Annotated in this window: 13 protein-coding genes and 1 pseudogene; 10 read left to right on the top strand and 4 right to left on the bottom strand. The window is 41.5% G+C overall.

Annotation, left to right across the window (positions count from 1 at the left end; translation table 11 throughout):
• The first annotated feature begins 313 nt into the window (after window positions 1-313).
• The 4 genes from E4635_RS00605 (at window position 314) to lpdA (ending at window position 2,869) form a co-directional block, all read left to right on the top strand.
• Window positions 314-772, top strand: coding sequence for an Lrp/AsnC family transcriptional regulator (locus E4635_RS00605; RefSeq protein WP_135524675.1), 459 nt, complete (start codon window positions 314-316; stop codon window positions 770-772).
• An 88-nt stretch (window positions 773-860) separates the two neighbouring features.
• Window positions 861-1,037 carry a hypothetical protein gene (locus E4635_RS15655; RefSeq protein ID WP_169630173.1) on the top strand — a complete coding sequence of 59 codons (177 nt, stop codon included), beginning with the start codon at window positions 861-863 and terminating at the stop codon, window positions 1,035-1,037.
• A 24-nt stretch (window positions 1,038-1,061) separates the two neighbouring features.
• A complete protein-coding gene (locus tag E4635_RS00600; protein ID WP_135524674.1) occupies window positions 1,062-1,256 on the top strand; it encodes a hypothetical protein in 195 nt (64 codons plus the stop codon).
• Window positions 1,257-1,465: 209 nt separating this feature from the next.
• Window positions 1,466-2,869 carry a dihydrolipoyl dehydrogenase gene (lpdA, locus tag E4635_RS00595; RefSeq protein ID WP_135524673.1) on the top strand — a complete coding sequence of 468 codons (1,404 nt, stop codon included), beginning with the start codon at window positions 1,466-1,468 and terminating at the stop codon, window positions 2,867-2,869.
• A gap of 74 nt (window positions 2,870-2,943) precedes the next feature.
• On the opposite strand, the gene E4635_RS00590 is transcribed toward lpdA, so the two are convergent.
• Entirely contained in the window at window positions 2,944-3,867 is a 924-nt protein-coding gene (locus E4635_RS00590; RefSeq protein WP_135524672.1) for a DUF4349 domain-containing protein, read from the bottom strand.
• Window positions 3,868-4,045: 178 nt separating this feature from the next.
• Here E4635_RS00590 and E4635_RS00585 point away from each other — a divergent pair, with 178 nt between their 5' ends.
• The 3 genes from E4635_RS00585 (at window position 4,046) to E4635_RS00575 (ending at window position 9,050) form a co-directional block, all read left to right on the top strand.
• Window positions 4,046-5,332 (top strand): anthranilate synthase component I family protein, encoded by a 1,287-nt coding sequence (locus E4635_RS00585; protein WP_135524671.1) that lies wholly within the window; start codon window positions 4,046-4,048, stop codon window positions 5,330-5,332.
• A 386-nt stretch (window positions 5,333-5,718) separates the two neighbouring features.
• Entirely contained in the window at window positions 5,719-7,023 is a 1,305-nt protein-coding gene (gene tilS, locus E4635_RS00580; protein WP_135524670.1) for a tRNA lysidine(34) synthetase TilS, read from the top strand.
• The gene (locus tag E4635_RS00575) at window positions 7,023-9,050 is read left to right on the top strand and encodes a protein-disulfide reductase DsbD family protein (protein ID WP_135524669.1); all 2,028 of its coding nucleotides are present in this window, start codon (window positions 7,023-7,025) and stop codon (window positions 9,048-9,050) included. The genes tilS and E4635_RS00575 overlap by 1 nt, the downstream gene beginning before the upstream one ends.
• Before the next feature lie 33 nt (window positions 9,051-9,083).
• Here E4635_RS00575 and E4635_RS00570 read toward each other — a convergent pair whose 3' ends face one another.
• A complete protein-coding gene (locus tag E4635_RS00570; RefSeq protein WP_135524668.1) occupies window positions 9,084-10,283 on the bottom strand; it encodes a GAF domain-containing sensor histidine kinase in 1,200 nt (399 codons plus the stop codon).
• Window positions 10,284-10,588: 305 nt separating this feature from the next.
• Here E4635_RS00570 and E4635_RS00565 point away from each other — a divergent pair, with 305 nt between their 5' ends.
• Complete coding sequence (locus E4635_RS00565) at window positions 10,589-11,128, top strand: DUF2975 domain-containing protein (RefSeq protein ID WP_246020619.1); 540 nt, start codon at window positions 10,589-10,591, stop codon at window positions 11,126-11,128.
• A 3-nt stretch (window positions 11,129-11,131) separates the two neighbouring features.
• Entirely contained in the window at window positions 11,132-11,344 is a 213-nt protein-coding gene (locus E4635_RS00560; protein ID WP_135524667.1) for a helix-turn-helix domain-containing protein, read from the top strand.
• A gap of 76 nt (window positions 11,345-11,420) precedes the next feature.
• Here the strand turns inward: E4635_RS00560 and E4635_RS00555 are convergent, their stop codons facing one another.
• Entirely contained in the window at window positions 11,421-11,810 is a 390-nt protein-coding gene (locus tag E4635_RS00555) for a DUF1398 domain-containing protein (RefSeq protein ID WP_169630172.1), read from the bottom strand.
• Window positions 11,811-12,099: 289 nt separating this feature from the next.
• Here E4635_RS00555 and E4635_RS00550 point away from each other — a divergent pair.
• A pseudogene (locus E4635_RS00550) lies at window positions 12,100-13,636 on the top strand (YifB family Mg chelatase-like AAA ATPase).
• Window positions 13,637-13,808: 172 nt separating this feature from the next.
• On the opposite strand, the gene ypfJ reads toward E4635_RS00550, so the two are convergent.
• Entirely contained in the window at window positions 13,809-14,666 is an 858-nt protein-coding gene (gene ypfJ / locus E4635_RS00545) for a KPN_02809 family neutral zinc metallopeptidase (RefSeq protein WP_135524665.1), read from the bottom strand.
• Between the last annotated feature and the right edge of the window lie 39 nt (window positions 14,667-14,705).

Raw genomic sequence — 14,705 nt, 5'->3', positions numbered from 1 at the left:
CACCTGCAACGTAAAAACAAGCGCCCGCAACTTACAATGTAGCGACTGCATTGTTTGATGGAGCACCTGCAACGTAAAAACAAGCGCCTGCAACTTACAATGTAGCACCTGCATTGTTTGATGGAGCACCTGCAACTTACAATTTAGCGCCTGCATTGTTTGATGGAGCACCTGCAACGCAAAAAAGAAACCTATTCCATAAAATAACGCATCTCATGAAGAGTAGTTAGAAAATAAAACTATCATTTGTACTTAATCCTGCTATTATTTTCTGCCAAAGCCGTAATTTTGATTGCTAAAACCATTTTCCATCATGATATTCGATACGATTGACAAGAAACTGCTTAAACTCCTTCAAACCGACAGTAAGAAAACGACCAAGGAATTGTCTTCAAAACTAAACCTTTCCGTAACCGCTGTTTACGAACGGATTAAAAAACTGGAAAAAGAAGGCATCATTTCCAGGTATGTCGCTTTGCTCAACCGGAACAAAATAGAAAAGGGTTTTGTGGTTTTCTGCCACCTCAAGCTTATGCAGCACACCAAAGAATTTATCTCCCAATTTGAAAAGGAAGTGGTCCTGCTCAACGAAGTCCTCGAATGTTTCCATGTAAGTGGCGATTATGACTACATCCTCAAGATCTGTGTAAAAGACATGGAAGAATACCGGGAATTTATGGTTACAAAACTCACTACGCTCCAGCATATTGGCAGTACACACAGTACATTTATGATTGGCGAGGTAAAAAACACTACCGTTTTTCATATGTAAAATATTACATTTTTAACGTAATATATTTTTGTTATTGTAAATAAAATACTACTTTAGTGCCTTTATTAATCGAAAACAACTAGTACAAATGAAAACAAGACTTTTAAACATCCCAGGAGCGGAAGTGATTTCAAAAGAGAACCAAAAAGCAATCAACGGAGGTATCGGGCCTATTACTGGCGGTTGCCATTGCATTTGCGGAAAACCAAAACCACCTTATTGCTCTCCTTGCTTTATCGATCCTTGCGCAAACCAAGATTCTTAATCTGTTAACCTAAACATACTTATTATGAAATCAAGACTTTTAAACCTTTCCGGAGTAGAAGTGCTTTCTAAAGAAAGCCAAAAAACGATTGTCGGAATGGCAGGAAAACCGGACTTGTCACTTTGCGGATGCTCTTGCAGCGGAGCCGTGACAGGACCATACTACTGTGTAGAATATATCGGATGTCCTCAAGTGTATACTTGTAATGACGCTGTATAATTAATTAATTTTTTGAGTTAGAAACCCTGATAATCTTTTTTCAGGGTTTTTTTTATGCTTGGTCTTTACAGATCTCATACCCCAAAAAGCAATAATCCGGAAGAAAGAAAAAAGCTTCTTTATTTTCCCGAATAAAGCAATTCCTTGTAAACAAAATTCCTTAATTTTGTCACTCGAAATTTTTTAAAACACAACATAAATAAATTACTATGAGTTCATTTGACGTAGTTGTTATTGGTTCAGGTCCCGGCGGGTATGTAGCGGCAATCCGTTGCGCACAATTAGGGATGAAAACGGCCATTATCGAAAAATATTCCACTTTGGGTGGTACGTGCCTAAATGTAGGATGTATCCCTTCAAAAGCATTATTAGCCTCTTCGCACCATTATGAGGAACTGCAACATTTTGCAGACCACGGAATTGAAGTTTCCGGAGATGTAAAAGTCAACCTTGAGAAAATGATTGCCCGCAAGCAAGCCGTTGTAGATCAAACTGCCGGAGGTGTAAAATTCCTGATGGATAAAAATAAAATCACTGTTTTTGAAGGAGTTGGTTCTTTTGAAAATGCTACGACTGTTGCCATAACCAAAGCCGATGGTTCTGTTGAGAAAATAGAAGCCAAAAACACGATTATCGCTACCGGTTCAAAACCTTCTTCATTGCCTTTTATCAAAATCGACAAGGAAAGGATCATTACTTCAACTGAAGCCTTAAAATTAACAGAAGTCCCTAAACACCTTGTTGTCATTGGCGGAGGAGTTATCGGATTGGAATTGGGACAAGTATATTTGCGTTTAGGCGCACAGGTTTCTGTAGTGGAATTCATGGACAGGATCATTCCGGGAATGGATGGCGCTTTGTCTAAAGAACTGACTAAAGTCCTGAAAAAACAAGGAATGAAATTCTATACATCCCACAAAGTACAAGCCGTAGAGCGTGCTGGAGATACCGTAACGGTCAAAGCCGAAAATGCCAAAGGCGAAATCATCACTTTAGAAGGAGATTATTCTTTGATTTCCGTAGGCCGACGCCCTTATACCGACGGTTTGAATGCAGATAAGGCAGGTGTTAAAATCTCAGACAGAGGTCAGGTGGAAGTAAACGACCATTTGCAAACGACGGCTTCCAATATTTTTGCTATCGGAGATGTTGTACGTGGCGTCATGCTAGCTCACAAAGCGGAAGAAGAAGGGGTTATCGTTGCCGAATATTTGGCAGGACAAAAACCACATATCGATTATAATTTAATTCCTGGCGTAGTGTACACTTGGCCGGAAGTTGCCGCCGTAGGGAAAACGGAAGAGCAGCTAAAAGAAGCCGGAGTCGATTTCAAATCAGGAAGTTTCCCTTTCAAGGCTTTAGGACGTGCCCGTGCGAGTTCGGATATTGAAGGTTTTGTAAAAATCCTTGCCGATGCCAAAACAGACGAAGTTTTAGGAATCCATATGATTGGTGCCCGTGCTGCCGATTTGATTGCCGAAGCAGTAACTGCTATGGAATTCCGTGCCTCTGCCGAAGACATTTCAAGAATGTCCCACGCCCACCCTACTTTTGCCGAAGCCATCAAAGAAGCCGCTTTGGATGCAACCGGAAAAAGAGCTTTGCACATTTAAGATTTTACAATCGAACTATAAAAAAACCCGTCCCGTTTTAAGAACGAAACGGGTTTTTATTTTACCTTCTTTTTTTATTTTTTCCCGAATTTCCTATACCCGAACCAGGCCAAGATTCCTATCAAAGCCAAACCCCAAAGCTGCACAACAAAAGCAATAACAGCTTCCAGCATGAACCATCCGGTTTTTAAGCTGTCCATGATTTGTAAACCGATATGCGGGCGATAAGCATTGATGCTTTTCTCATTAGCAACCATTTCCTGCTTGATGCCTTCCCTTTGGTACAACTGCAATGTCAACGTACTGAAATTCACCTGGTCCTGCAAGGAAAGGTTTTCCAGTTTGCTGGCATCGTGTTGTTCTTTTTTAGCGTCGAGGTTATTTTCGGCATCCACAATGGTATTTAATTTTTTGCCTTTGGTATCAATAGCATTTTCCAGGCGTTTTTCAGAACGGTTGCTCCGGTTTTGCGCCATTTGATTCGCCAGCATCTGCAATGACACATCATCAGCTTTTATCACGCGGTAGTCCAGGAAATCTATCTGTTTAGCGATGGTTTTAATGACCGTATCCAATTTGGTGTTGGGCACCCGGATGGTAATATTGTTTTCTACGGTATATCTTGTGGTTTCCAGCGTACTGTCCTGGCTCACTTTGGTTTCATCCTTACTGGAAATGGTGCTTTGCAGGTTGGTATAAGTCACAAATCCGCCAAATTTAACCGTTGCATTCTCAATGGCATACGTTGATTGGGGCACATTGTCTACCCGGAATTTGATATCCGCGGTACGGACAAATTTCCTGTTGGAATTTTTGGGCTGGACTGCCGCCGAAGAAGAAATGGCCTTATCCTTGGCATTTGACTGGGCTTCAACGGCTTCTTCCATGGCTGGGCTGCTTTGGTCGGAAAAAGCATCTTCTGTTTTGGATTGTTCTTTACAGGAAATTGCGGTGGCGGCAAGCAAGAGCACCAGGCCGGCTTTTGGAATCGTTTTCATAAAAAAATTCAGGTTTTAATTAATACTAAGGTTGGATTATAATTAGGTAGTTTTCAATCCATAATCGGTAGGTTTTTATGTTAAACGAATTCTTTTAACCTGTACTAAAAACTGTGCCAAAAATTATAGGCGGAAGGAATAATATTATTGTAATTTTGTTTTTTATCCGAAACCCGCTTTGAGAACATCCATTTTTAAAAACATACCCGATCCGATTTTGCTCAAAAAGCAACTCCTGCTCTGGTCACAACAGTTCCGTGAAGTTGTTTTTTTAGACAGCAACCAGTATCCCGAACATTACAGAAGTTACGATGCCGTATTGGCTGTAGATGCTTTCACCTCAATAAAAACAGACTATCACAACGCTTTTGACGATTTAAAACAATACCAGTCACAATCGCGGGACTGGCTTTTTGGCTATTTGTCCTATGACCTGAAAAACGATACCGAAGACTTACGTTCGGAAAATGCCGACGGGTTGTTTTTTCCGGATTTGTTTTTCTTCCAGCCCAAAAAAATATTCTTGCTCAAAGGCAATCAATTGGAAATTTGCTACCTGAACATGTGCGATGACCAGTGGGAAAGTGATTTTGACGAAATAGGCCAAATAGTAGCAGAAATAACTAAAAACGATGCTGCGGTACACATTGAGCAACGGATTTCGAAAGAAAAATACATCGGTAAGATAACAGAAATGCTGGCGCACATCCATCGGGGAGATATTTATGAAGCGAATTTCTGCATGGAATTCTTTGCCCAAAATGCCCAGATCAATCCTTTGGAAATATATCAAAAACTGAATGCCATCTCACAAACACCGTTTGCGGCCTATTTCAAAAACAATACCGATTACCTCCTCTGCGCCTCACCGGAACGTTATTTACGTAAGGAAGCGACGAAGATAATCACACAGCCCATCAAAGGGACAGCCAAGCGTTTCCCGGAAGGATCATGGGATGAAAAAGCAAAAACCGATCTTTCCCAAAACCCGAAAGAACGTTCTGAAAACATCATGATCGTTGACCTGGTCCGCAATGATTTGTCCCACACGGCCACCAAAGGTTCGGTACATGTAGAGGAATTGTGCGGTATTTACACTTTCAAACAGGTGCACCAGATGATTTCTACTGTAGTTTCGGAAGTACCGCATACGGTTTCCCCAGTCGAAATTATCCGGACTACTTTCCCTATGGGAAGCATGACGGGCGCTCCCAAGGTTTCGGCACTAAAAATAATTGAAGCACTCGAAGAGACCAAACGCGGGTTGTACAGCGGCGCGGTGGGATACTTTACCCCTGAAGGTGATTTTGACTTTAATGTCGTCATTAGGAGCATTTTATACAATGCTCAAGCAAAATACCTTTCCTTTTCGGTGGGAAGCGCCATTACAGCAGCCGCCATCCCGGAAAACGAATACGAGGAATGCCTGCTCAAGGCCAAAGCAATGCGGGAAGTATTAAGCTGAAACATCCGTTTCCATTCATTTTAACTAAAAAGCCATAACCTCATTGACCACGTTAGGTGACGTGGTGTTTGACGTTATACAACGTGGTGTTTGACGTTCCTGACGTGGTTGACCACGTTACCCGACGTGGTATTTGACGTTCCGGACGTGGTGTTTGACGTTATGCAACGTGGTATTTGACGTCCGGGACGTGGTTGACCACGTTAGGTGACGTGGTATTTGACGTTCCAGACGTGGTCAACCACGCTATATTACCGTTACAAAAAAACATTTTTAAAAATATCACAAACAAGATGTTCTTTGTGGAAAAGAAAGCGGTTCCATTCATATAAGCGGAAAAAACAGTACATTCGTTGTTGGTTACCATAGCCCATAATTTTTGCTTTATGCTTCAAAAACTGCAGGAACACCTTAATGCCAGATTCCGTTTTTTAAATGGAAAGAAGCTCCTTTTGGCGGTAAGCAGTGGCATCGACAGCATGGTCATGGCCGAAACCTTTCGCACATTGGGCTTTGAGATTGCGCTGGCCCATTGCAATTTCCAGCTTAGGGGATTGGAAAGTTTCGGCGACCAGAAATTTGTAGAGGATTATGGCAATACCCACAACATTCCTGTATACACGACTCTTTTCGATACCAAATCCTTTGCAGAAGATTATAAATTATCAACCCAGGTAGCCGCCAGGGAACTGCGTTACAACTGGTTTTATGAGCTTTTGGAAACGGAGGGATTCGATTATTTGCTCACCGCCCACCATGCCGATGACAACCTGGAAACTTTCCTGATCAACCTGACCAGGGGAACCGGGATTGAAGGCCTGACAGGGATTCCGGAGCAGAACGAACAAATCATACGCCCTTTTTTGATTTTCAACCGCCTCGAAATTGAAGAATACGCCCATCAAAACGATATTTTATGGCGGGAAGATTCCAGCAATGCTTCCGATCATTACCTACGCAATAAAATCAGGCATCACCTGGTTCCGGTATTCAAAGAGCTTAATGCCAATTTTTCGGCAGGTTTCCAAAAAACGCAAGACTATCTCCAGCAGGCCCAGGTCATGGCTGAAGATGCAGCGATCCTAATTTACCAGCAGGTAGCATCAGAAGAAAAAGACACCATCCGCTTCGATTTAAAGAAACTCAAACGGTTGCCCAATTACAATTCCTATTTATACCAATGGCTCCGGGAATATGGGTTTTCGGCTTGGGAAGATATTTATGCCTTGGTCCGCTCGCAATCCGGCAAACAGGTTTTTTCTGAAAAATACCGCTTGCTCAAAGACCGTGATTTTTTGATTTTGGAAGAAATAAAAAATCAGGAAAACCCTGTTTATTATATTGATTCGTTAGAAAATGTCGTTAAAGTTCCCTTAAAAATTGCTATTTGTAAAGTACCGGACATTTCTACTTTTAAAAATACAATTATATTTGTTGACGAAGATACGCTTGAATTTCCGCTAACCATCAGAAAATGGCAGGAAGGTGATTATTTTTATCCGTTGGGAATGAACGGGAAGAAAAAATTGAGCAAGTATTTCAAGGACGAGAAGATGTCGTTGATAGATAAAGAGAATACCTGGCTTTTATGTTCTGGAGGACAGATAGCCTGGGTTATCGGGAAACGTCCGGACAAACGGTTTGCAGCAACAGAAACAACACAAAATATTATACAACTAGCATTACAGTAATGAAGAAAATCAATGCCCTAATCCTACTTTTTTTCACTTTTTTAAGTGCCCAATCACAAATTTTAGATCCGGTTAAATGGAAAACTTCCATAGAGAAGAAATCAGATACCGAAGTTGTTTTGGTTTTTGATGCTGTCATAGAGCCCGAATGGCATATGTACTCGCAATTTACGCCCGATGGAGGTTCATTGCCAATGGTTTTCAAATTCAAAAACGCAAAAGGCAACTACGACCTGATAGGCAAAACGACGGAAAGCCCGTATAAAAAAGTATACAGCGATGTTTTTGAGGTAGACGAATACCTGTTTGAAAATAAGGCGCAGTTCCGCCAGGTCATTAAAGTGACCAATCCCAATGCAAAATCAGCGCAGGTATATGTGGAATACCAGGTTTGCAAACAATCCTGTATTCAGCAAGACAAAACTTTTGACATCAAATTGCCTATAATGGCTGCTGTAAAAATGACTGATGTTGCCACTCCTACCGATACTAAAATCGATACGGCTGCAGCTGTTATTACGGTTCCGGATACTTCCGCTACCAAAGAAACGGTAAAAACCGATACGAATACCGGAAAACCGGACGGTAAAAAAGAAGAGAAAAAAGGCTTGCTAACGATTTTCGTCCTGGCTTTTTTAGGCGGTTTCGCTGCCTTGCTAACCCCTTGCGTATTTCCTATGATACCGATGACTGTTAGTTTTTTTACCAAACAAAGCAAAACCAAGGCTGCCGGGATCCGGAATTCTATTTTTTACGGGATTTCGATCATTATTATTTATGTAGCACTGGGCCTGATTGTCTCGGCTATTTTCGGTATCGATTCGTTAAACGCCTTATCGACCAACGTTTGGTTCAACATTATCTTTTTTGTACTACTGCTCTTTTTTGCGGCTTCCTTTTTGGGGGCTTTCGAGATTGTATTGCCTAATTCCTGGGCAAATAAGGTAGACAAACAAGCTGACAGGGGCGGTTTTATAGGGATTTTGTTTATGGCTTTGGCATTAGCCATCGTATCTTTTTCATGCACCGGTCCTATCGTAGGGACTTTGATAGCCGAATCTTCCAAATTTGGTGGTATCGGGCCTATTATAGGAATGCTGGGATTCTCATCGGCTATTGCCCTTCCTTTTATGCTTTTCGCGATGTTCCCAGGGTGGATGAATTCCTTACCGAAATCAGGAGGCTGGCTCAATACCGTAAAAGTTTCTTTAGGATTCCTGGAATTGGCATTCGCTTTCAAATTCCTGTCCAACGCAGATTTAGTATTACAGATGCATTTATTGGAACGTGAAGTATTCCTGGCCATCTGGATTGCCGTTTTTGGAGCCTGGGCCGTTTACCTGTTCGGGAAAATTTCCTTACCGCACGACAGTCCGGTTACCAATATATCTGTTGGCCGCTTGTTTATTGCCTTATTTGTTACCGCTTTTACCTTTTACCTGGTTCCGGGAATGTGGGGAGCTCCGCTAAAGATATTAAGCGGATTTACACCGCCAATGACCTATAGCGAAAGCCCTTACGGTGTAGGATATACCAATAATTCCAATACTGCAGCCCTTACAACTGATCTTCCTGAGCACGCACATATTGGTCCGAACGGCCTGATTGCTTTTAACGATTATGAGCAAGGATTGGCGTATGCCAAAAAAGTAAACAAACCTGTCCTGCTGGATTTTACAGGATATGCCTGTGCCAATTGCCGTAAAATGGAAGAAAAAGTTTGGTCCACAACAGAAATTGCCGCTATTTTAAAAGACCAGGTTGTCCTGATTTCATTATATGGAGATGACAAACGGGATTTGCCTGCAGGTGAACAATATGTTTCTAAAGCAACCGGCAAGGAAATTACTACCATTGGCAAGAAATGGAGCGATTTCCAGATTTCGAGATACAACATCAATGCCCAGCCCTATTATATCATCCTCGATGCAGAAGGCAAAGACCTGAATACTCCTGTAGGCTATACGCCGGATGCAGACGAGTACAAAGCCTGGCTGGAAAGCGGGATTTCGAAATTCGGGAAATAATACGATTGCAGTACAGAAAATAAAGGAGCGGGTTTATATATCAAGGATGATAGTAAACTCGCTCCCTTCGTTTGGAATGGAATTCACATTTATTTTCCCATTGATTTTTCGAACGATTTTCTCCACCGTGGCCAGCCCTATCCCGGTTCCGTAATGGCCAAAACGGTCTTTTCTTTTTAAAGTGGTAAAGAATGAAAAAATAACATCCAGGTCTTTTTTTTCAATACCGATACCGTTGTCTTTTACGGAAATCATGATTCCGTTTTCCGATTCTTCGCACTTTATTTCAATAACGACCGGTTTTTTATCATTGTATTTGATTGCATTACTGATCAGGTTCAAAAGGATTTGCTCAATGGCAGGCTTAACCGAACGGATCGTTACAGGCGTTGCGGGAAGGATAAAATGATATTCCCGCTTTGGATCAAGCACACAGATGATCTTGTTGAGCACTTCGTTTATGGAAATATCTTCTTTGTGCAATACATTTACCGTATCGCTCCGGTAATACTCCAGCAAACCGTCTACATAATCCCTTAACCGATAAGACGAAGCCGTTATGCAGTCCAGGTATTCCCTTCCTTCTTCATTGAATTTCCCTTCTGCATATTCCTCAAAAAGCGATACCAGGGAAATAATATTGTTTAAAGGCGATTTGATGTCATGCGAAACCACATTGGCAAAATGTTCTAATTCAGAGTATTTCAGGTTCAACAATTCGTTTTTTTCCAGGAGTTTTACATTTTTTTTACGCAATTCAAGTAATTTGCACACCTGATCGGCAAGGATTTCGAGTGATTTCAACTGATCGCCTGTCATTTCCCTTGGCGTATGGTCAATTACACATAAAGTGCCCAAATCATATCCATCAGGGTCCCTTAGGGCTACACTGGCATAAAATCCGCCCTTTTCGAATCCGTTTAAAACGCTCATAATATTAAACTCCTTATCTTCTTTAATATTAGGAATGACAACTGTCCTAGAGGTTCTTTGGATGGCTAAAGCGCAAAAAGAAACCTCCCTGGGGCTTTCGTTATGCTCAAAACCCACTTTAGATTTGAACCATTGCCTGTCCTGGTCAATAAATGTAATCGTAGAAATAGGGGTATTGCAGATTCTTGAAGCCAAAAAAGTAATATTATCATAATCACTTTCGGGATCTGTGTCCAGAATATCATAGCTTTTTAAAATGTTGAGCCTGATTTTCTCTTCTATAGTTGACAATAAATTCATGATGCTGGGAACGTTAGTGAGATTACCTATAAATGTAGGAAGATTAATTGGATTATCTAAAAAAATGAAAGCTCTCGCTGCTCCTAAAAACACGAAAAACTCAGTAATTAAAAGGAGTTTCAGCTATTTCCGATCCCAAAAAAAACAAACGAAAGAATCCTATTTACCTTACAATTCCAATAAAAATAACCGCCGGTATTTTACTTGTCTTCATTTATCACTAAATATTTTTTGAAAAAAAACTAAATTTTATTGTTTATCAATAAATATTGATTACATTTGACGCATCAACTTTAATTTAAACAATGATGTCAAAAACAAACAACTTCGTATTTTGGGGCTTATATGTTGTAGCCTGGCTTATTTTTGTCGGCTTGTGCATTGAAGCAGGAGGCTTAATCGTAAATTTCTTTTTCAGCCTGTATAGGCCTGAATTTGTCCCGAATCTTTATCAAAAGTTAGACTTATCTGAAATGTATAACGACAGTAGCTTCGTTTTTTTCGGTGTCTATAGCTTCATCCTAACCATTTCAATTTTAAAATCCTGCTTATTTTACACCCTTATCAGGCTAATGCACAAAATGGATTTGTCAAAACCGTTCAGTACTTTCGTTGCGAGGCAAATTTCACAGATGAGTTATTACACGCTTTCCATTGGACTATTGAGTTACATTGCCAGAGAGATCGTTAAAAATTTAATGCATCACGGTTTTGTTCCCGACAACTTGAACCAATTTTGGGCAGACAGTCAGGCATTTATTTTAATGGGCGCTGTAATCTATATTATTGCGACTATTTTTAAAAAAGGAGTCGATCTTCAAAACGAAAACGATCTAACCGTCTAAATTATGGCAATTATCGTAAATCTCGATGTGATGATGGCAAAACGGAAAATGTCATTAAACGAACTTTCGGAAAAAGTCGATTTGACATTATCCAACCTTTCCATCCTGAAAACAGGCAAAGCAAAAGCCGTACGTTTCAGCACTTTAGAAGCTATCTGTAGAGCTTTAGACTGTCAGCCGGGTGATATTCTGGAATATATTAATGACGGCAAATAGATCATTTATCAAAAAAGACTAAATCATCAGATTTAGTCTTTTTTTAGATAAAATGAAACCAATCCTAAAAATAGTTTTATTGAGGAATGTGTTCCACCCAAACATTCTTTCCTGCCTTGTCAATGTAAGTACAGGTCATAGATACCAAACATACTGCCCATTTTTCAACTCCGTTATCTGCGCTTTGGCGGCTTATCTGAAAATAATCGGATTTTCCCTGTTGATGGTTTGCAATATCAATCTTCAGCTGTTCTAAATTTACCGTATCAGCAATTAGTATGGGCTCATAATTTGGCACGGTAGGCAGTTCGTATCCGTTTTTACCATGGAAAATACTACTGCCATCTTCCATTTTGGTTTCATAATAAGTTACTCCGATATTTTTCAGGCCAGTAGCCAAAGCAGGAAAATCTGCACCGGTTTCCACTTTTGAAAGTTTCTCTTTGATTTGTTCTGTTGTAAACATTTTTTCTTGATTTTTATTTGTTACATAATGAGTTGTATTACAGGTAACCACAAAACTTAATACCGTCAAAATCATTATCGGTTTTAGAATTATTTTTTTCATTGCTCTTATGTTAAAATTACACTGCAAAGTTGCTCATGATAAAATCATTGTAATTGTAAAAAATCGTTTTTTTGAATGCCAGCGCAAATCTTTGTAATTTAATTTTAATCCGTTTGGTGTAAAAAATGCCTTCTTTTTTTATTTTAGAGAAAAAAATTATAATATTTGCCTTACAAATTTATACGCCATGTTAACGAAAGTATTTGGAAGCGCCGTTTTCGGTGTAGACGCCACAACCATAACCGTAGAAGGTTAATATCGATAAGGGAATTGGCTACCACCTGGTAGGACTGCCCGACAACGCCATTAAGGAAAGCAGTTACCGCATTGCCGCTGCCTTAAAAAATAACGGGTACCAGCTCCCGGGAAAGAAAATCACCATCAATATGGCGCCCGCCGACCTAAGGAAAGAAGGTTCCGCTTATGACCTGACGCTTGCCGTAGGAATTTTGGCTGCAACCGGGCAGATACAATCGGAGGAGATCGGAAAGTATATTATCATGGGTGAGCTTTCGCTGGATGGCGGCCTGCAGCCGATAAAAGGTGCTTTACCCATTGCCATCAAAGCCAAAGAAGAAGGTTATAAAGGTTTTTTCCTTCCTAAAGGAAATGTCAAAGAAGCGGCCATAGTTGCCGGCCTGGACGTATATGGTGCAGAAAATGTATTGGAAGTCATTCGTTTTTTTGAAGGGACAGGAACCTTGAAACCTACTGTAATCAATACCCGGGAAGAATTTTACAAAACCCTCGATTTTCCCGAATTCGATTTTGCCGAAGTCCGCGGACAGGAATCCATCAAACGCTGTATGGAAATTGCAGCAGCAGGCGGGCACAACGTTATTCTGATAGGGCCTCCGGGTTCCGGGAAGACTATGTTGGCCAAACGTTTGCCGAGTATTTTACCGCCAATGACCTTAAAAGAAGCATTGGAAACCACAAAGATACACAGTGTGGCCGGTAAGGTGAAAGATGTCGGGCTGATGAACCAAAGGCCTTTCAGGAGCCCGCACCACAATGCATCATCTGCCGCGCTTGTAGGTGGCGGAAGCTACCCGCAACCGGGAGAGATTTCTTTGGCACACAATGGTGTCCTGTTTTTGGATGAACTTCCGGAATTTAAGCGCGAAGTGCTTGAGGTCATGCGGCAACCTCTGGAAGACCGGGAAGTTACCATTTCAAGGGCGAAATTTACCATTACCTATCCTTCTTCTTTTATGCTTGTTGCGAGTATGAACCCGAGCCCGGGCGGTTATTTTAATGACCCTGATGCACCGGTAAGTTCTTCCCCAGCTGAAATGCAACGCTATTTGAGCAAGATTTCCGGGCCATTGCTGGACAGGATCGACATTCATATTGAGGTAACTCCTGTTCCTTTTGAAAAACTCACCGATACCCGGAATGGTGAAAGTAGTGCACAAATCCGCAAGCGGGTGACCAAAGCCCGGGAAGTGCAATCGCAGCGGTTTGAACGGTTTGAAAGCATTCATTACAATGCCCAGATGAGCAGCAAACAAATCCGGGAACATTGCGCCCTCGATGAAGCTTCATTGCAGTTATTGAAAACGGCTATGGAACGCCTGAACCTTTCCGCACGGGCGTACGACAGGATTTTAAGGGTTTCCAGGACCATTGCAGACCTGGAGGGAACGGATAAAGTAAATGCGTCCCATATTTCGGAGGCAATACAATACAGAAGCCTGGACAGGGAAGGCTGGCTGGGATAAAATATACTGTATTTTAAGCTTTTCCCCTAGCCCTGATGGGAATGGAAAGCAAAACGGCCTGAAAACATGGACCATTTTACATAAAAAAAGAGCGACCGGACGGAAGCTCCTTTTGTTATGATAAAATGATGTTTTCAGGTTGTTTTCTTGCAATGGACAGCAGGAATAGCTCCTAATTATCCAGCTCGGCAAAGGTGTCACCCTGGCGGATATCGCCGGATGTGTAGCCTTTCATAAACCAATGTTTACGCTGTTCGGAAGTACCGTGGGTAAAGGTTTCCGGTACGACATGGCCTTGCATTTTACTTTGGATGGCATCATCGCCAACGGCTTCTGCAGCACTTAAAGCTTCGTCGATGTCGCCCTCTTCGAGCACATCTTTGTTGTGGCTCGCCCAGACTCCTGCATAAAAATCAGCCTGGAGCTCCAAAGCCACCGATAATTTATTGCCTTCTGCCTCTCCTACTTTTTGCTGCAGCTGGCGCACTTTGCCGGAGGTTCCCAAAACGGTCTGTAAATGGTGCCCAAATTCGTGTGCCATGACGTAAGCGATGGCAAAATCACCTCCTTTGGCGCCAAAACGGGTGCGGAGTTCTTCGAAAAAAGCCATATCCATATATACTTTTTCGTCGCCGGGACAATAAAACGGGCCGGAAGCTGCCGTCGCACTTCCGCAGGCGGTTTCAACTGCGTCTGTAAACAAGACCATTTTAGGATTGCGGTAATCGATATTGTTTTCGGCGAAAATCTTGGACCAGGTGTCTTCCATCATTCCAAAATTGACTTTAACGAATTTTCCAATTAACTCTTCTTCTTCGGATAGCGGGCGTTGCTGGGTTTGTTCGGTGGCCGGCTGCTGGTTCATCTGCTCCAGTACCGGGGTGAGCATCTGGGCATTTTCACCGCCAAAAATATTCACTAACAGAATAATAATTCCTATTATCCCGCCTCCGGCAACTACTTTTCCTCCGGAGGACATACCTCTTCTGTCTTCGACGTTACCGCTTTCGCGTCTTCCTTGCCATTTCATAATTTTTATTGTTTAGCGTTATACAAATATAATTTTTAG

The organism is Flavobacterium humi, from assembly GCF_004745595.1.
Classification (GTDB): domain Bacteria; phylum Bacteroidota; class Bacteroidia; order Flavobacteriales; family Flavobacteriaceae; genus Flavobacterium; species Flavobacterium humi.
This window is presented reverse-complemented; position numbering and strand designations above follow the sequence as displayed.